Origin of the sequence: Xanthomonas sp. NCPPB 4037 (assembly GCF_041475695.2) — a bacterium.
In the GTDB taxonomy this organism is placed as follows: domain Bacteria; phylum Pseudomonadota; class Gammaproteobacteria; order Xanthomonadales; family Xanthomonadaceae; genus Xanthomonas; species Xanthomonas campestris.
Window position 1 is genome coordinate 1,068,845 of sequence record NZ_CM191261.1, and the last position, 16,579, is coordinate 1,085,423.

Genomic DNA, 16,579 nt, shown 5'->3' on the forward strand with positions numbered 1-16,579 from the left:
GTTTCAGCATCCGGTTTCGCGGCCGGGGCGGTCGGACCTGAACGTTTCAACTGCGCCGCGGTCCTGCAGCGTGACGAACACCTGCTTGCCGTCGGTGCCGCCAAACGCCACGTTGCTGGCCTTGCGGCCCTTGAGCGCGATGGTGCGCAGCAGCTTGCCCTGCGGCGACACCACCGCGATCTGGCCGGCGTCGTAGCGGCCGATGTAGAGATTGCCGTCGGCATCGCAGCGCATGCCGTCCAGGCCGAAATCGGGGAATTCGATCAATACGCGCTTGTTGCGCAGGCCGCCGTCCACGCGGTCGTAGACCCACACCTTGCGCGCCATGCTCTCGTTAACGTACAGGTGCTTGCCATCCGGGCTCACATCCAGGCCATTGGGCGTGGTCATGCCGTCTTCGAGCAGTTGCACGGCGCCATCGCGGCTGACCTGCCACAGGCGGCCGCTGTTGTCGGTCCAGTTGGGATCGCTGGTGTAGAAGCTGCCATCGGGGGCGAGCGCAAGATCGTTGGGGCCGTTGGAGGCGGGCAGCGCGGCGAACGTGCTCACCGCGCGCGTGCGCAGATCCACGCGCAGGATCTTGCGGCCAAGCGTGTCGGCCACGAACATCGCGCCATCGCGGAAACGGATGCCATTGCCGCGGCTGCCTTCGGGCAAGGTCAGGAAGACCTCGGCCTTGGCACTGCCATCGGAGTGCAGCGTGATGCGGCCGATGGTGCCGTCCTTGCCGAGATTTACTGCATAGATCGCACCGTCCGGCCCGGCGGCCGGGCCCTCTGCATTGCTTGTAAACGCACCATCGCCGATCAGGTCGCGTGCAACGAAGGGCGCATCGGCCGCGATGGCGAGCGAACTGGACAAGACAAGCGCAAACGGCAACAAGCGAACACAGGCGGCAGCGATCATGCGACAGGCTCCGAGAGGGTGCGCCGCAGTGTGCCAGAACGTGCGTTGCAACCATGGCGGTGATCGCCGCCGATCAAGTAAGGTGCGCGAGCAGTATTGGCCTAGTCTTGCGAGGGAGGTTTGCATGTCTGTGGAATCCGTAACGCGTCGCCGCTTGCTTGCCGCCTTCGGCGGTGCAGGCATCCTGCTCGGTGCACCTGCCTGGGCATTGCCGAAAAAAGCGCCAGGAAAACCGCTCAATGTCGCGCTTGCCGGGCTGGGCAGTTATGCCAGCGAACAGCTCGCGCCGGGCCTGGCCTTGACCAAGCACTGCAGGCTCGCCGGCATCGTGACCGGTACGCCGTCGAAGATTCCGCAGTGGCAATCCAAGTACAAGATTCCCGATCGCAACGTCTACAACTACGAGAATTTCGACCAGATCGCCGATAACGGCGACATCGACGTGGTCTACATCGTCACGCCCACCCATCTGCATGCGCCGCTGACATTGCGCGCGGCCGCGGCCGGCAAGCACGTGTGGTGCGAAAAGCCGATGGCGATGAATGCAGGCGAGTGCGAGGCGATGATCGCTGCATGCAAACGCAACAAGGTGGCGTTGACCATTGGCTATCGCATGCAGCACGAGCCCAACACACGGCGCCTGATTGCGATGGCCAGCGAGAAGCCGTTCGGTGCCATGCAGCGCGTGCGTGCCGAAGCCGGCTACAACGGCTATCACGATGCGACCAAGGCTGACCGGCCGTGGCGCCTGCGTTCGCAATTCGGTGGCGGCGCGATGTACGACATGGGCGTGTACCCGCTCAATGCCGCACGCTATACGGTGGGCGCCGAGCCGGTGGCCGTGACCGCCAAGCGCTGGACCGATCGCCCGGAGCTGTTCGACGAAGTCGACGAACATATGGATTTCACGCTGGAATTTCCCAATTCCGTGCGTGCCGCATGCAAGACCAGCTTCGGTGCCAACATGAATGTGCTGCGTGCCGAGTGCGAACGTGGCTGGTACGAGTTGTCGCCGTTTCAGGCCTACCAGGGCGTTACCGGCAAGGCCAGCGATGGCCGCGTGTTCGACGCCAAGGTGCCGCACCAGCAGGCACTGCAGATGGATGAAGATGCCTTGGCCATCCTCAACGGCACGCCGCTACGTGCACCGGGCGAAGAAGGCCTGCGCGACATCCGCATCGTGGATGCGATCTACCGCTCTGCGCGCGAGGGCAGCAAGCGCATCGTGCTGTAACCGCAGCCCGCTCCGTCCATCGACGGAGCGGCCGCTAAAATCAAGCGAGCAGGCTGGCGCAAACCAGCCTGCAGCGATGCATGCAGTGCGAACAAGCATGTGGCAGCACTACCAGCGGTGACCGAAAGCGCGACCGCCTGCCAAAAAATATCAACTGCGCGCGAGTGAACCGTCGCGCCTAGTCAGCGAGTGCTCGCCAGCGAGTAGCAATAACGCCACCAATCCCCGCTCTTACGATTCCCCAATCCCGATTCCCCAATCCACGCTCCTAGCCCCGCATCGCCAGCACCGTGATTTCCTCACGATCGTGATAGAGCTGCTTGGCTCGCACCGTCAGTGATTTCTCGGCTTGCTGCTCGAACAGGTCCAGGCACAGCCGGGTCTCGTCCCAGCGCTTTTTCATTGGCAACTTGAGATTGAAGATGGTGTGGCGGCACCAGCCTTCGCGCACCCAGGTGGCCATGCGTTCGGCCACGCGGCGTGGCTGCTCGACCATGTCGCAGACCATCCAGTCCAGCGGTTGCGCGGGCTTCCAGTGAAAGCCATCGGCGCGCAGATGTTCGACCAGGCCGGTGGCCAGCACGTGCTCGCGCAGCGGGCCGTTGTCGACACTGGTGACATGCACGTGCTGGCGGGTGAGCACCCAGGTCCAGCCGCCCGGTGCGGCGCCCAGATCGGCGGCGCGCATGCCGGGTTTGACCAGCTGTTCGCGTTCTTCCGGGGTCAGCAGCGTGAGCAGTGCTTCGTCGAGCTTGAGTGCCGAGCGCGATGGCGCCTCCGGCAGCAATTTCAGGCGCGGAATGCCGAGCGGCCAGGGCGCGCTGTCGCTGCTGTCGGCCACTGCCAGCAATGCGTGGTCGCCATCCAAGAAACAGATGTGCAGGCGCGGTAGGCGCGCTTGCGGTTTGTCGGTCAGCAGGCCGGCCTTGCGCAGCGCCGGACGCAACGCATTCCCGAAGCTGCGGGCCAGGCCGGCCAGCGGTTTGCCGGCATCCGAATCCGGATGCTCCACCCACAGATCGCCAAAGCGCGGTTGGCCGTCCAGCGCCGCCAGGATCGGGGTAATGCGGTCCTTGGGATCGAGGCCTTTGAGTTCGGCGAGCACCACCAGTTTCTGGCGCGCAAAGATCAGCTCGCGCCACTGCAGCCTGGCGGCCAGCTGCGCGGCCTCGTCGCAGACAAACAGCACATAGCCGTCGTTACGCTGCGTGCGCGCATAGCCGGCAATGCCGACAAACGCTGCGCGGGCGCTGAGTTCGGCGGCCAGTTCCGGCTCGAAGCCCTGCCGGCAATAGCACAGCAGCCCGCTCATCGCAGTGCCTGCCGTGGGAGCTCAATAATGATCACCGCCACCCTCGCCATAGCTGCGCAACACCGCGCAGGCCTGTTCGCGCTGCACATCGCGCACCACCTCGATCCTGCGACGGGTCAGCTCGCCCACCCAGTCGGCCGGCAACGGGCCTTCGTCGAATTCGGTCAACGCCATCACGTCTTCGGCGCGGGCGCCGATCAGCAGGCGGTCGATGCCGGCCCACACGGTGGCGCCGTAGCACTGGCAGCACGGCTGCGCAGAGGTGGCCAGGGTCACCGGCGACAGGACATCGTTCAACCGGGGCGTCTGCAGGCGCTGCTGGGCCAGCATGTAGGCCATGTTTTCCGCGTGTGCCAGCGAAGTGTTCTGTGGCACCACGCGGTTCACCGCCGCGGCGATGATGCGGTCGTCGGGCCCGAACACCACTGCGCCGAAGGGCCCGCCGCTGCGTGCTTCCACGTTCATTCGCGACAGATCGATCGCCAGCGCCACTTTCTCGGCGTCGCCAGGATAGGCGCGGCTGGCGTCCACATGGTCGTGGATCCAGGCGGGCAGGGTGAGGTGAACTTGCGCGTAGAGCATCACTGGACCGGTGCAGGAGAGGAATCGGGGCGGCGCAGTGTATCGGTCTGTGCATCGCTTGCGGCACATTGGCCGGAAACGCACTGGCAGGCACTGATCTCGCGGAAGCCGCACACACTCATCGTGCCGCTGGCCTGACATTGCGCCAGCACGCCCTTGGGGTCGGTGGCGCTGTTGACGTTGACGCATGCGGGAAACGCGCCGCAACAGTTGCCCACGTCTTTCACCGTGCAATCGGCATCGGTGCGGCAGGTGGTGTTGACCTGGATGCGCTTGATGGGTGAGGCCGATGCGGGCGGTGTGGCCGCTTCGGTGGGCGCGGGAGCAACACAGCCAATCAGCAAGGCCTGCGCGATCAGCAGCACGGTGCTCAGGAGCCAGGAATAGGGACGGGGCATGCGGGCGTCCTGCAAGGGGCGGAGGACTGCCATGGTAGCCCTCCTGCCCACGCCGCACGCCGCTGTGGCCGGTCAGCGGCTCAGCGTGATCGAATCGGCGGTTTCTTGCTGGACCACGATCCCGGTGCCGGCGATGGCCTGGCGCACTGCCTGGCGGATGCTCACCTGGCCGTGCACCGCATTGACCGGTACCGCATCGAAGGAGCGGTCGGTGGGCGGCGAAAACTGAATCGCGCAGCGGGTGGCGTGGGCCAGCTGCTGCATGGTTTCGTCCAGCCGTGCCGGCGGGATGTCGTAGTTCGGCGGCACTGCGACCACATCGCAGGGGCCGCTGGGCGGCGTGCTCGCCTGTGGGCCAGCGGGCTGGGTTGTGCAGGCGCCCAGGCCAAGCATCAGGCAAGCCAACGCGCAGCGTAGGGATGGGGAAATATGCATGGGCATTCCGTGGGGTCAATGCCGCAGGGTAGGCACCTGGTGTGGTGCCGGCGGTGAGTCAGTTCGTTTCGCCATGCAGCGCTGCGCACCACAGCACGCCCACCAGCAGGCAGGCAATGGCGGCCAGCTCCAGCCCGTTGGGCAGGCGCGCTTCCCAGGCAAAGCCGTACAGCAGCGCGAACACCGTTTCGAATACGATCATCTGGCCGACCAGGGTCAGCGGCAGCAGCCGGCTGGCGCGGTTCCACAGGCCGTTGCCGATCACCGAGGCGAGCACCGCCAGCACCAATGCAATGGCCCAGAAGCGTGCCCAGTCGAGCGGCGCATGCGCGGTGGTATCGAGCAATGTGAGCGGGGCCAATAGCAGCGCCAGTGCCCCGGTGACCACGCCGGTCAGCAGCGACCAATCCTGGCTGGACAGGTCGGCGCGGCGTCGCAGCCAGCGGGCATTGCCGATGGAATACACCGACCAGCTGATCAGTGCGCCCACCGCGCACAACAGCCCGGCCACACGGGTGCCCAGATCCGACGCCTGCGCGCTGCCGTCGCGCTGCAAGGTATCCACCGCCACCAGCGCCACGCCTGCCACGCACAGCGCGCACGGCGCGGCCAGGCGCCGTAATCCCACCGCACCGGCGGCGCGCGTGCCGATCACCGTGACCACCACCGGCAGCAGGCCGATGATCAGCGCGGTGGCCGCACCACCGGCCCATTGCACGGCACTGCCGAGCAGCACGTAGTAGATCAGGTTGCCCAGCAGGCTCAGGCGCACCAGCGCCCACCATTCGGCGCGGCCCAGCCGGGCGGCGGTGCGCCGCGCGCGCGGCGCCAGCACCAACGCGGCCACTGCGCCATACGCCAGGTAGCGCGACAACGCCAGTTGCAACGGCGAAAACGCCGCCAGCAACTGTGGTGCCAAAAACACCAACCCCCACAACGCGCCGGCGCCCATGCCACTGGCCACGCCTGCCATCAGCCGCTCACGCATCGCACGCCTCCTTCCAGGCGTGCAGCATGCCGCGTGTGTGCAGGGGCGGCTTGACCCGGGCTCTTGTGCGGCGTTCAGCCTGGTAGCCGCTGTATGCGGGGATCACACCGCCCACGGCATGCCGCTCAGCGCGTGCCGGCATGGGGCTGGCGTCGATACGCCGCCGGCGTCATGCCCAGGGTGCGGCGCATCGCACGCGTCAGTGCGGTCTGGTCCGACCAGCCATGCGCCAGTGCCAGCTGCGCGATCGGCACATCGGTATGCGCCAGCTGCAGGCAGACGCGCTGCAGCCGCAGCGCGCCCAGCCATTGCTGCGGCGTTTGATCGAAGGTGTCGCGAAACAGCGCGTGCACGCGGCTTGCGCCCACGCCCAGGTACGCGGCCATGCGCTGCACCGGCCAGGGCTCGGCGTGTGTTGCGGTGATCGTGTCGCACAGCTGCTGCAGGCGCTGCAGTGGTGCAGGATCAGCGCGCAGGGCCTGCAGCAGCGGCGGCAGGCAATGGCGACGCAGCAAGGCGGGTACGGCATCGCGCGTACGGCAGTGCTGGTCGATGAAGTTGGCAATGGCCAGCAGGCGCGGCGTGGTGGCCACAAATGGCCGCTGTTGCAGCTGCTCCACGCGATGGGCGCCCACGTCAGCGTCGCTGCATTCCAGGATCAGAAAACGGTTGTCGTCGTGCGCGGCCTGATCGTGATCGGTGTGCGGTGCAATGACCACCGCCTGCCGGTGATCGACGCGCCCGCCGCGTCCACCGACCTCGATCTCCAAGGTGCCGCGAATCGGCAGTACCACCTGCACATGGGCGTGGCGGTGGCGATACCCGTCACGCCCGTACTGGCGCAGGTGCAGGGCGGCATCGGTCATTGCAGCAGGGCCGCGCCGTTGCGAGCAGCGGCGCGGCGGAGCCTCACTTGGCCCAGGTGTCGCGCAGGGTCACGCTGCGGTTGAACACCGGCGTGGCGGTACTGTGATCGCGGCGGTCGGCCACGAAATAGCCGGTGCGTTCGAACTGGAACGCCTGCTCGGGCGCGGCCTGCGCCGCCGACGGCTCCACGTAGCCGCGCACGCTGCGCTTGGACTCTGGATTGAGGTGGTCGCGGTAGGTTTTGCCTTCGGATTCGTCGTCGGGCTTTTCTACCGAGAACAGACGGTCGTACAGGCGGATTTCCGCCTCCACCGCATGGACGGCGCTGACCCAATGGATGGTGCCCTTGACCTTGCGATTGGAACCGATCATGCCCGGGCGCGATTCCGGATCCAGCCAGCCGCGCAGCTCCACGATCTCGCCAGCGGCGTCCTTGATCACTTCGTCCACGCGCGCAATTCCCGCACCGCGCAGGCGGATCTCGCCGCCCGGTACCAGCCGCTTCCAGCCCTTGGGCGGCACTTCGGCAAAATCCTCGCGCTCGATCCACAGCTCGCGCGCAAACGGCACCTCACGGGTGCCAAAGCTCTCGTCCTTGGGGTGGTTGGAAAACTGCAGTGTCTCGGTGTGGCCCTCGGGCAGGTTGGTCAGCACCAGCTTGAGCGGGTCGATGACGGCCATGCGCCGCGCGGCGGCCGCGTCCAGGTCTTCGCGCAGGCAGCCTTCCAGTACCGAGAAATCGATCACCGAGTTCTGTTTGCTGATACCCACGCGGTCCACGAACAGACGCATCGCCGCCGGCGTATAGCCGCGCCGGCGCAGGCCCTGCAGCGTGTACATGCGCGGGTCGTCCCAGCCATCCACCAACTGTTCTTCCACCAGCGCAGTGAGCTTGCGCTTGCTCATTACTGTGTAGTTGATGTTCAGGCGCGAGAACTCGATCTGGCGCGGCTTGGCGGCTTCCTTCGGGTAGCCCTTGCCCAGCAGCGGCGCCAGCAGCTCGGGATGGCCGCTCAGGTCCACCTTGTCCACGCACCAGTCGTACAACGGGCGGTGGTCTTCGAATTCCAGCGTGCACAGCGAATGGGTGATGCCTTCCACCGCATCGCCCAGCGAATGCGCGAAGTCGTACATCGGGTAGATCGGCCAGGCGTTGCCGGTGTTCTGGTGTTCGACGTGCTTGATGCGGTACAGCGCCGGGTCGCGCAGGTTGATGTTGCCGCTGGCCATGTCGATCTTGGCGCGCAGTGTGCGCGCGCCATCGGGGAATTCGCCGGCCCGCATGCGCCGGAACAGGTCCAGGTTTTCGTCGACGCTGCGCTCGCGGAATGGCGAGTTGCGGCCCGGCTCGGTCAGCGTGCCGCGGTATTCGCGCACCTGCTCGGCCGAGAGGTCGCAGACGAACGCATGGCCGTCGCGGATCAGCTTTTCCGCCGCCAGGTAGTACACCTCGAAGTAATCGGAGGCATGCCGCAACTGCGCCCACTCAAAGCCCAGCCAGCGCACGTCGTCCTGGATGGCGACCACGAACTCGGGGTCTTCCTTGGCCGGGTTGGTGTCGTCCAGGCGCAGGTTGCACAGCCCGCCGAACTCGGCCGCCAGACCGAAGTCCAGGCAGATCGCCTTGGCATGGCCGATATGCAAGTAGCCGTTGGGCTCAGGCGGGAAGCGGGTGCGGATGGCCGCGTGCTTGCCGTTGGCCAGGTCCTCGCGAACGATCTGGCGGATGAAGTCTTTCTTCTCCGCCGGGGCGGTGGCGTCGGTGGCTGGAATCTCGGACATGCGGGGCATCGGTATCGGATAAGCCGCAAGTTTAGGCGGTGGCACCGGTTTAGGGGTAGGCGCGGCGCACGTGGCGGCCTGGTGGCACGTGCGGGGCAGTGCCAGAGCGCACTGGAACCTGCGGCGGCCAGGGCCGGCGCGCAACCGGTTCATCGGCTCGGCCATCGGCCGCTGGCCGGCATCGCGTCCGACGCGTACGCTGCGCGCACTCCTTCGAGCGAGCTGCGCAATGTCACTGCCCCGCCTGGTGATCGGCGACAAGACCCTGTCCTCCTGGTCGTTGCGGCCGTGGCTGTTGCTACGGCATTTCCAGGTGCCGTTCGAAGAAGTCGCCTTGCCGTTGAACACGCCGGAATTCCAGGCCCGCATTGCCGGCTATTCGCCGACCCGGCTGGTGCCGGTGCTGTGGGATGGCACGCTGCACGTGTGGGATTCGCTGGCGATCTGCGAATACGTCAACGAGCGCTGGCTCGATGGCCGCGGCTGGCCAGCCGACCCGGCAGTGCGCGCGCAGGCCCGCGCCGCCACCGCCGAAATGCATGGTGGCTTTGCCGCGTTGCGCAGCCAGCTGCCGATGGATCTGGCGCGTGTGCCCGGGCCCGCCCACTGGGATGCCGCTGCCGAGCGCGACATCGCGCGCATCCAGGCGCTATGGGCCAGCCTGCGTGCCGAACACGGGCAGGGTGGTGCGTTCCTGTGCGGCGACTTCGGCATCGTCGATGCGATGTTCGCGCCGGTGGCATTGCGCTTTGCCAGCTACGGTGTGCCGCTGTTCGAAGCCGCCGGCGACTATCTGGCCGCGCTCGACAGCCTGCCCGCACTGCGCGAGTGGAAACTGGATGCCGAACGCGAACGGCTGGGGCGCGGCTGACATGCAGATCGCCTACCGAGCCAGTCACATCATCGATGCCCATCTGGCCAAGCACGCGCTGGAAGATGCTGGCATCACCGCCTTCGTGTTCGGTGAATCGCTGCTGGGCGGCGCAGGCGAACTGCCGGCCTTCGGCGTGTTGCAGGTCTGCGTGGCAGACATGCATCTGAGCCAGGCGCAAGCGGTGCTGGCCGAGATCGGCCTGTGCGGCGAGGTCACGCGCGCGCTGTAACGGCGCGCGGCCCCCTGCGTTTGTCTGTGCTGCGCGTAGACGTGCACCCGGGCGCGATGAGGTTTCCCAGGCAACGCCGGTCGCGCCCAGGTACGCTCCGACGACGGTCGCGCGCGCAGATCGGCGGCACGATTACTCCGTCTGACGCCAGCCCGGCGGCGCCGCATCGGGCGAGGCCAGTGCCCGCAGGCGTTTGAACAACACCGTGGTTTCAGCCACGTTCCAGACCCGCAAGGCCACCTCGAAGGTGTCCAACGGCTTGGTCAGGAAGTCCTTGGCGCCCAACCCGAGTGCGCGATGGCGGGCGCTGCGGCTGGGGTCGGCGGTGAGCACGATCACCGGCAGGAACTGCCCCGGGTCGGACAGGCGCGCCAGCTGCTCCAGCAACGCATAGCCGTCCAGTTCCGGCATCTTCAGATCCAGCAGGATCAGGTCCGGCGCGAATGCCGACACCAGGCCCATGACCCGTTGCGGGTCGGTGGTGGCGACCACCTGCTGGAAGCCTTCGCGTTGCAGCAGGTCTTCGAGCAGCCGCACATTGGCCGGCTCGTCGTCGACGATGAGGATGCGGGAGGCGAGAATATCGTCGCGTGTCATGCCAGTAGCCTGTCGATCACGGTGAAGAATTCCGCCACATCGAGCGGTTTGGTCAGATAGGCGCGCACGCCCTGGTTGCCCACGCGCGCCAGCGTGGCAGAGGTCGCGTCGGCGCTGATCACCACCACCGGCACCGCGGCATTGGCCGGCTGCGCCTGCAGGTCGCGCAGCAGTTCTTCGCCATTGCCATCGCTCAGGTGCAGGTCGAGCAGGATCAGGTCCGGCACCTCGTGCTGCAGCAGCGCACGCGCCTGCGCCAGGCTGGCCGCTTCCAGCAGCTGCCACTGCGGCCGCCGCTCGGTGAGCGTGCGGATCAGCGCCTGGTTGGAGTAGTTGTCTTCGATGCTCAGCAGGCGGCAGACACCGCTGCCGGCGTTGCTGGGCGGCAGCAGCGTGCGCGCAGGTTCGGCGCTCTGCGGCTCGCCTTGCGGCAGGGAAATCCAGAAACGCGCGCCGTCGCGGCTGCTGTCCACGCCGATCTGCCCGCCCATGGCCTCGATCAGGCGCTTGCTCAACGCCAGCCCCAGCCCGGTGCCTTCCACGGCCGAGCGTTCCGCGCCCAGCCGCTCGAAGGGGGTGAACAGCCGTTCGATCTGCGCCGCTGTGAGCCCAGCGCCCTGGTCGGCGACCACGATGCGCACCTGATCGCCATCCGGCTGTGCGCTCACCTGCACCTGGCCGCCGGTGCGATTGAACTTGACCGCATTCGACAACAGATTGAGCAGCACCTGGCGCAGGCGCTGGGCGTCCGCGCGCACCGTCCAGGGGCCATCGATGGCCGGCGGCTGCAGGCTGATGCCGTGCTTGTCGGCGTCCGGCGCGATCAGGCCCAGCGCCTCGTGCACGGCGGCGCGCACCGCGATTGGTTCGGGGCTGAGATCCAGTTGATCGGCTTCGATGCGGGCGATGTCCAGCAGCTCGGTGATCAGGCCGAGCAGGTGCCGGCCGGCGCCCAGGATGTGCTGCAGGTGACGGCGGTGGCCCGGCTCGGGCAAATCCATCTCCAGCACCTGCGCATAGCCCAGGATCGCGTTGAGTGGGGTACGCAATTCATGGCTGCTGCGCGAGAGGAATTCGGTCTTCGCGCGGTTGGCGGTCTCGGCCTCGCGGCGGGCCAGTTGTGCTTCGTTGGCGCGTGCGGCCAGCAGTTCGCTGGCCTGTGCCAGGCGTTGGCCGACCTGCCCGAGTTCATCGCCGGCACGCGGCTGCGCGGCCAGCGGCAGCCCTTCACCGAGCCGGTCGGCATTGGCCGCCAGCGTGCGCAGGCGCCCGGACAAGGCCGAGGCGAACCACGCCACCGCGAACACCGCGCCCAGGCCGCCGAGCATCGCTGCGCTCAGGGTGATGATGAGATTGCGCTGGCGCAGCCCCTGCGCCTTGGCGGTGCGTACCTGCAGTTGCGCGGTTTCGTAATTGCGCAGTTCGCGCAATTCAGCGCGCAGGATGTCGAGTTTGTACTTGCCATCCCACAATTGGCGGATCTCTTCCTCGCGGCTCAGATCCGGCGCAAGCAGACGACGCCAGCCCTGCATCTTTTCGGCGAACAACGGTTTGATGCGCGCAAAACGCTGCGCCTGCACCGGGTCGGTAATGCGTTGCGACAGCCGCTCGGCCACGCGTTGCAGGCGCGGCTCCGCGTCGCGGTACGGGGTGAGGAATTCATCGCGGCGCACCAGCCGATACCCGCGCACACCGGCGGCGGTTTCGGCCAGCAGCGCGTGCGCTTCGTACAGATCGCTGAGCACTTCCAAGGTTTGCCGCACATCGTTTTCGGCGGCGATGTTCTGCCGCTCCACGCTGTAGATCGCCATCAAGGCCACGGCCAGCAGCAGCAGCGGCAGGGTGACCACCGCCAGGCTCTTGCGGGTGATCGGCCAATCGTTCCATCGCACCGCCAGAGCATTCATTGCGCAAGTCCTGCGTGGACCGCGTACACCGCGGCCTGGGTGCGATCTTTTACCTCAAGTTTCTGCAGGATTCGCTCGACGTGCACTTTGACCGTGCCGGGAGAAATCCCCAGTTCAGCTGCCAGCGTCGCGTTGGTGAGCCCGCGCGGCAGCAGCGAGAGCACCTGTTTTTCGCGCTTGCTCAGTGCACTCAGGCGGTCGTCCTGCACCGCTTTGCGCCGCCGCGTGGCGACCGGCTTGGCTGGCTCGGCGACCATCGCCGGCAACAGCAGCGCAAAGGCCTGCAATGCCTGCAGGTCGTCGCTGCCCGGCGCCAGGCGGCCGTCGTTCCAGGCCACGCACACCATGCCCAGGGTGGTGCCGAGCAGCTGGATCGGCAGCCTCGCATCACGCATTTCGGCCGGGCGGGGCGGCATCAGCCAGGTGGCCTCATGGCTGTCACCGGGGGCGCTGGCGCCGGGCGGCAGGGCGCGGCCCCTGCTGGCAAACACCTGCGCGCGTGGCCCGCGCTGCGCCAGCACCGCGCCATCTTCCAGCCCCAGCAGCAACAGCACGCGGCCCAGCACTGCATCGCAAGCCTGTTCTGGCGTACTGGCGCTGCGCAGCGCCGCGCTGGCCTCCTGCAGCGCCTGCCAGCGTGCGCTGTCGGAGGCGTCGCGGCGTAGCGCCAGGCGCCAATCGCCTGCATTGGTTGGGGTTTCCATATCCGAGCTCTAGGCCGATCAGCATATTTGAGTATATGCCACTCGGCAGAATTTTTGGGCTCGCTGGATTTCGATACTTGGCTCGCCCACTGAGGCAACCCCCCATCACTCAACGGAGATACCCCATGCGTCGCACCCTGTTCTCTCTGGTTCTGGCTCTGGCTGCCACCCCGGCGCTGGCTGGCGGCGTGATGCACTACACCGACAAGGCCGCGCTGCCCGCCGATGGCGAAGCGCGCGAAGTGGCTGCGCTGTTCGACACCTGGAACGCGGCCCTGGCCACCGGCAACCCGCACAAGGTAGCCGACCTGTACGCCCCGGACGGCGTGCTATTGCCGACGGTCTCCAACGAAGTACGCGCCTCACGCGAGCAGATCGAAAACTACTTCGAGATGTTCCTGACCAAGAAGCCCAAGGGCGTCATCAACTACCGCACCGTGCGCCTGCTCGATGACGACAGCGCGGTGGACGCGGGTGTGTACACCTTCACGCTCACCGACAAGAGCGGCAAGAAGAGCGATGTGCAGGCCCGCTACACCTTCGTGTACGAAAAGCGCGACGGCAAGTGGCTGATCATCAACCACCACAGCTCGGCCATGCCGGAAGTGGATACCGCCACCGCCACCGCTGCGGTCACCAAGGCGAAGTGAGGTGCAATCGCCGGGAGCGGCTTGAAAGCCGCTCCCACTGGCGCCATCCAGCAGGCAACCCTCAAACACGCGGGAGTTGCACCATGTTGGGAATCGGCGCCTTCAAACAACGCATGCCACGGCCCGGCGAAGCACTGCCGGGACGTACCCAGGCGTTGCCGCTGCACAACACGCACCTGATCAACGGCCACCCGTTGCGTGGTGAGTTCACCGGCCTGGCCCAGGTGCAATTCGGGCTTGGCTGCTTCTGGGGCGCAGAACGCAAGTTCTGGAACGTGCCTGGGGTCTACACCACGGCGGTGGGTTACGCCGGCGGCGAAACACCGAACGCGACGTATTCGGAAGTGTGCTCAGGGCAGACCGGCCACACCGAGGCGGTGCTGGTGGTGTACGACGCGCAGGTGGTGTCGTTCGAACAATTGCTGCGCACGTTCTGGGAAAGCCACGATCCAACCCAGGGCATGCAGCAGGGCAACGATGTCGGTACGCAATACCGCTCGGCGATCTACTGCAGCACGCAAGCGCAATACGACGCGGCCATTGCCAGCCGCGATGCCTACCAGCAGCAGTTGACCGCAGCCGGTTATGGCGACATCACCACGGAGATCCGTTACCCGGCGCCCACGTTCTATTACGCCGAAGACGATCACCAGCAGTATCTCGCCAAGCACCCCAATGGCTATTGCGGGCTTGGCGGAACGGGAGTGAGCTGCCCGATCGGGCTGGATGCCTGAGCGGAAAGGCGAGGCCGGATCCAAGCGCTGCCATGTGATCGTGGCGTGCCGATGGCCATAGTGACCGGCAGCGTTTTCACGATCAGGCAGCGCATGGGAGTGCATGCCAGGCAACTTGCAATGGCTACGCCGGAGACGGCGTGGCCATCTTTTTGTGTGTCAGTTGCGGTGGCCGGCCGCCGTTACGGAAGACTGGTTGCGCGCTGGTGTGTGACGATGCCTGCAAGGCGTGTGCGTCACGCACCGGCGTCGGGTGCGTGGACGCGGGTCGGTAACGCCACTAACGGTAGTCGCGGTGGCTTGGTGCCAGCTGCTGGCAAGTCTCCAGCACGCGAGCAGCAGCGGCGTTTCCACGGCTTTCTGGCATGCCACCACTCGGTGCGCACATTTCGCACACGCGTGGTACGAAACCTCTCCAGCCGTGGGTAAGGCGCAGTGCTCGCTGATTGGCGAGCCGACCCACAAACTCGGTGCCGGCATATCGCAGAAGGGCGTGTCTTGTAACGCCAATAGCCACTACGTCTAGACGAATTCGCCCGAGAACATGCCGCGCAGTTGTGCCAACAGCTCGGTGCGCTCCGGATGCAGGGTGCGCATGCAGGTCACCGCAAACCCCACCGGGCTGGTGCCGGGTGCGGTGATCACGCCGTCGGCGCTGACCACTTTCTCGTGCCGGTAATGCGCAGCGCCGGCGTACGGCACCACGTGCTCCTGCAAGAACGCCAGCGAATTGCTGGTGTGCGGCCGCTCGTCGAGCAGACCCGCATACGCCAGTGCGATGGTGGCTCCGCAGATGGCCGCAATCGGGCGCTGCTGTTGCACGCGTTCGCACAGCACGCCGCTCAGCCCGGGAATCTCACCGGCTTGCCAGCGTTCGCTGCCTGGCAGGATCCACAAATCGGCGTCCAGCGGTGCCAGATCCGAGAGCGCAAATTCCGGCGTGATGCGCAAGCCGCCGATCGAGTGCACCGGCTGTCCGTCGATGCTGGCGATGGCGACCTGATCGCCAAACCACTCGCGCGCCGCAGGCAGGACCACGCCGATTTCCCAGTCGGCGACACCGTCGACCATCACCACTGCGATGTTTGCCATTGTCCATTTCGTCCGTTGAGGAATCCGGATTCTAGGCAGCGGCCCGTCAGATGTTGTGAGCGTGTTGTCGAAAACAGCGACGCGCAGGTTGCTGGGGTTCGGCGCCGCCGGGGCGGCACGCGCGTGGAGGCTTACGCGGTAGTGGCAGATCGCGCTGGGCTGCAGGTCATCGGTCGGTGGCGGTCTGTGCGCGATACGAATCAGCCGCTAATGCCACAAACAAAAAACGCCTGCGGGCGATGCCGCAGGCGTTCGAAGTGACGCAACACCGGGAACGATCAGCCAGCGAGCTTGTCGGCGATGGTCTTGCGCAGCGCCTCCAGGTCCTTGGCGAAGGTGTCGATGCCGCTGGCCAGCTTCTCGGTGGCCATATCGTCAGCGGCCAAGTCGGTGGCGAAGCTGTCGCTGTTGATCGGCGTGATGGCCGCGTTGTCCGCATTCAATGGCGACAGTTTGCGCGGCAGGTCGCCGTGGTCGGCGTCGAGCTTCTCCAGCAGGTCCGGCGAGATGGTCAGGCGGTCGCAGCCGGCCAGCGCCTCGATCTGCGCAGTGGAGCGGAACGAGGCGCCCATGACCACAGTGGAGGAGCCGCGGCGCTTGAACTCGTCGTAGACACCGCGCACGAACACCACGCCCGGATCTTCGTCGATGCTGGCCGGGGTCTGGCCCTTGGCGACAAAGAAATCCAGGATGCGGCCGACAAACGGCGAGATCAGGAACACACCGGCCTCGGCACAGGCCAGCGCCTGCGAGCGGTTGAAGATCAGCGTCAGGTTGCAGTCGATGCCTTCCTGCTGCAGTTGGCGTGCGGCTTCGATGCCTTCCCAGGTGGCGGCGATCTTGATCAGGATCTTGTCCTTGGACACGCCACGCTCGGCATACATCGCGATGAACTTGCGTGCCTTGGCGATGGTGGCCTGGGTGTCGTGCGCCAGGTCCGCGTCCACTTCGGTGGACACGCGGCCGGGTACCAGTTCCGACAACATGGTGCCCACGCCGACGGTCAGGCGATCAGCTACTTCGTTGATGGTGCTGTTGCGGTCTTCGCCACCGTGCGCACGGCCCCAGGCCAGCTCGCGCTCGATCAGGTCGGCATACACCGGCAGATCCAGGGCTTTCTTGACCAGGGTGGGATTGGTGGTGCAATCGACCGGCTTGAGCCGCTTGATCGCGTCGTAGTCGCCCGTATCGGCAACGACAACGGACAGGTCACGCAGTTGGGCAAGCTTGGAGGGGGATGCAGTCATGCGGGTTCTCTCGAATCGTGGAACGGGTCGGGGATAGGACG

18 protein-coding genes are annotated in these 16,579 nt (G+C 66.4%); 5 read left to right on the forward strand and 13 right to left on the reverse strand.

Annotation, left to right across the window (positions count from 1 at the left end):
- Positions 1 to 3 precede the first annotated feature (3 nt).
- Positions 4 to 906, reverse strand: a complete 903-nt coding sequence (locus tag ACCQ01_RS04690; RefSeq protein ID WP_228431589.1) for an SMP-30/gluconolactonase/LRE family protein — start codon at positions 904 to 906, stop codon at positions 4 to 6.
- Between the two features lie 124 nt (positions 907 to 1,030).
- Here ACCQ01_RS04690 and ACCQ01_RS04695 point away from each other — a divergent pair, with 124 nt between their 5' ends.
- Positions 1,031 to 2,140 carry a Gfo/Idh/MocA family protein gene (locus ACCQ01_RS04695; protein WP_042596355.1) on the forward strand — a complete coding sequence of 370 codons (1,110 nt, stop codon included), beginning with the start codon at positions 1,031 to 1,033 and terminating at the stop codon, positions 2,138 to 2,140.
- Between the two features lie 268 nt (positions 2,141 to 2,408).
- On the opposite strand, the gene rlmM is transcribed toward ACCQ01_RS04695, so the two are convergent.
- The 7 genes from rlmM to ACCQ01_RS04730 all read right to left on the reverse strand — a co-directional run bounded on the left by rlmM (position 2,409) and on the right by ACCQ01_RS04730 (position 8,504).
- Positions 2,409 to 3,452, reverse strand: a complete 1,044-nt coding sequence (gene rlmM, locus ACCQ01_RS04700) for a 23S rRNA (cytidine(2498)-2'-O)-methyltransferase RlmM (protein WP_011036052.1) — start codon at positions 3,450 to 3,452, stop codon at positions 2,409 to 2,411.
- Between the two features lie 21 nt (positions 3,453 to 3,473).
- A complete protein-coding gene (locus ACCQ01_RS04705; RefSeq protein ID WP_228431590.1) occupies positions 3,474 to 4,034 on the reverse strand; it encodes a nucleoside deaminase in 561 nt (186 codons plus the stop codon).
- Positions 4,034 to 4,432, reverse strand: coding sequence for a hypothetical protein (locus ACCQ01_RS04710; protein ID WP_228431591.1), 399 nt, complete (start codon positions 4,430 to 4,432; stop codon positions 4,034 to 4,036). Before ACCQ01_RS04710 ends, ACCQ01_RS04705 begins: the two co-directional genes overlap by 1 nt.
- A 72-nt stretch (positions 4,433 to 4,504) precedes the next feature.
- Entirely contained in the window at positions 4,505 to 4,867 is a 363-nt protein-coding gene (locus tag ACCQ01_RS04715) for an STN domain-containing protein (RefSeq protein WP_029217139.1), read from the reverse strand.
- Positions 4,868 to 4,925: 58 nt separating this feature from the next.
- Positions 4,926 to 5,855, reverse strand: coding sequence for a DMT family transporter (locus ACCQ01_RS04720; protein WP_228431592.1), 930 nt, complete (start codon positions 5,853 to 5,855; stop codon positions 4,926 to 4,928).
- Between the two features lie 125 nt (positions 5,856 to 5,980).
- Positions 5,981 to 6,721, reverse strand: coding sequence for a helix-turn-helix transcriptional regulator (locus ACCQ01_RS04725; RefSeq protein WP_228431593.1), 741 nt, complete (start codon positions 6,719 to 6,721; stop codon positions 5,981 to 5,983).
- A gap of 43 nt (positions 6,722 to 6,764) precedes the next feature.
- A complete protein-coding gene (locus ACCQ01_RS04730) occupies positions 6,765 to 8,504 on the reverse strand; it encodes a glutamine--tRNA ligase/YqeY domain fusion protein (protein ID WP_228431594.1) in 1,740 nt (579 codons plus the stop codon).
- A 229-nt stretch (positions 8,505 to 8,733) separates the two neighbouring features.
- Between ACCQ01_RS04730 and ACCQ01_RS04735 the strand changes: the two genes are divergently transcribed.
- Positions 8,734 to 9,375, forward strand: a complete 642-nt coding sequence (locus ACCQ01_RS04735) for a glutathione S-transferase family protein (protein WP_228431595.1) — start codon at positions 8,734 to 8,736, stop codon at positions 9,373 to 9,375.
- Between the two features lies 1 nt (position 9,376).
- The gene (locus ACCQ01_RS04740) at positions 9,377 to 9,607 is read left to right on the forward strand and encodes a putative signal transducing protein (RefSeq protein WP_012439155.1); all 231 of its coding nucleotides are present in this window, start codon (positions 9,377 to 9,379) and stop codon (positions 9,605 to 9,607) included.
- Positions 9,608 to 9,739: 132 nt separating this feature from the next.
- Here the strand turns inward: ACCQ01_RS04740 and ACCQ01_RS04745 are convergent, their stop codons facing one another.
- From ACCQ01_RS04745 to ACCQ01_RS04755, 3 genes are read right to left on the reverse strand one after another with little or no spacing between them, the layout of a single operon-like run.
- Positions 9,740 to 10,204 carry a response regulator gene (locus tag ACCQ01_RS04745; RefSeq protein ID WP_228431596.1) on the reverse strand — a complete coding sequence of 155 codons (465 nt, stop codon included), beginning with the start codon at positions 10,202 to 10,204 and terminating at the stop codon, positions 9,740 to 9,742.
- Positions 10,201 to 12,111, reverse strand: a complete 1,911-nt coding sequence (locus ACCQ01_RS04750; RefSeq protein ID WP_228431597.1) for an ATP-binding protein — start codon at positions 12,109 to 12,111, stop codon at positions 10,201 to 10,203. Before ACCQ01_RS04750 ends, ACCQ01_RS04745 begins: the two co-directional genes overlap by 4 nt.
- Positions 12,108 to 12,815 (reverse strand): helix-turn-helix transcriptional regulator, encoded by a 708-nt coding sequence (locus ACCQ01_RS04755; RefSeq protein WP_115000458.1) that lies wholly within the window; start codon positions 12,813 to 12,815, stop codon positions 12,108 to 12,110. Before ACCQ01_RS04755 ends, ACCQ01_RS04750 begins: the two co-directional genes overlap by 4 nt.
- A 125-nt stretch (positions 12,816 to 12,940) precedes the next feature.
- Here ACCQ01_RS04755 and ACCQ01_RS04760 point away from each other — a divergent pair, with 125 nt between their 5' ends.
- Both ACCQ01_RS04760 and msrA read left to right on the forward strand, forming a co-directional pair.
- The gene (locus tag ACCQ01_RS04760) at positions 12,941 to 13,465 is read left to right on the forward strand and encodes an SgcJ/EcaC family oxidoreductase (RefSeq protein WP_076056430.1); all 525 of its coding nucleotides are present in this window, start codon (positions 12,941 to 12,943) and stop codon (positions 13,463 to 13,465) included.
- An 83-nt stretch (positions 13,466 to 13,548) separates the two neighbouring features.
- Entirely contained in the window at positions 13,549 to 14,199 is a 651-nt protein-coding gene (gene msrA / locus ACCQ01_RS04765; RefSeq protein WP_115000461.1) for a peptide-methionine (S)-S-oxide reductase MsrA, read from the forward strand.
- 522 nt (positions 14,200 to 14,721) lie between these two features.
- Here the strand turns inward: msrA and ACCQ01_RS04770 are convergent.
- Together ACCQ01_RS04770 and ACCQ01_RS04775 are read right to left on the reverse strand one after the other, a co-directional pair.
- On the reverse strand, positions 14,722 to 15,291 hold the full coding sequence (locus ACCQ01_RS04770) for a type 1 glutamine amidotransferase family protein (protein ID WP_011036065.1): 570 nt from the start codon (positions 15,289 to 15,291) through the stop codon (positions 14,722 to 14,724).
- 278 nt (positions 15,292 to 15,569) lie between these two features.
- The gene (locus ACCQ01_RS04775; RefSeq protein WP_011036066.1) at positions 15,570 to 16,538 is read right to left on the reverse strand and encodes a transaldolase; all 969 of its coding nucleotides are present in this window, start codon (positions 16,536 to 16,538) and stop codon (positions 15,570 to 15,572) included.
- Between the last annotated feature and the right edge of the window lie 41 nt (positions 16,539 to 16,579).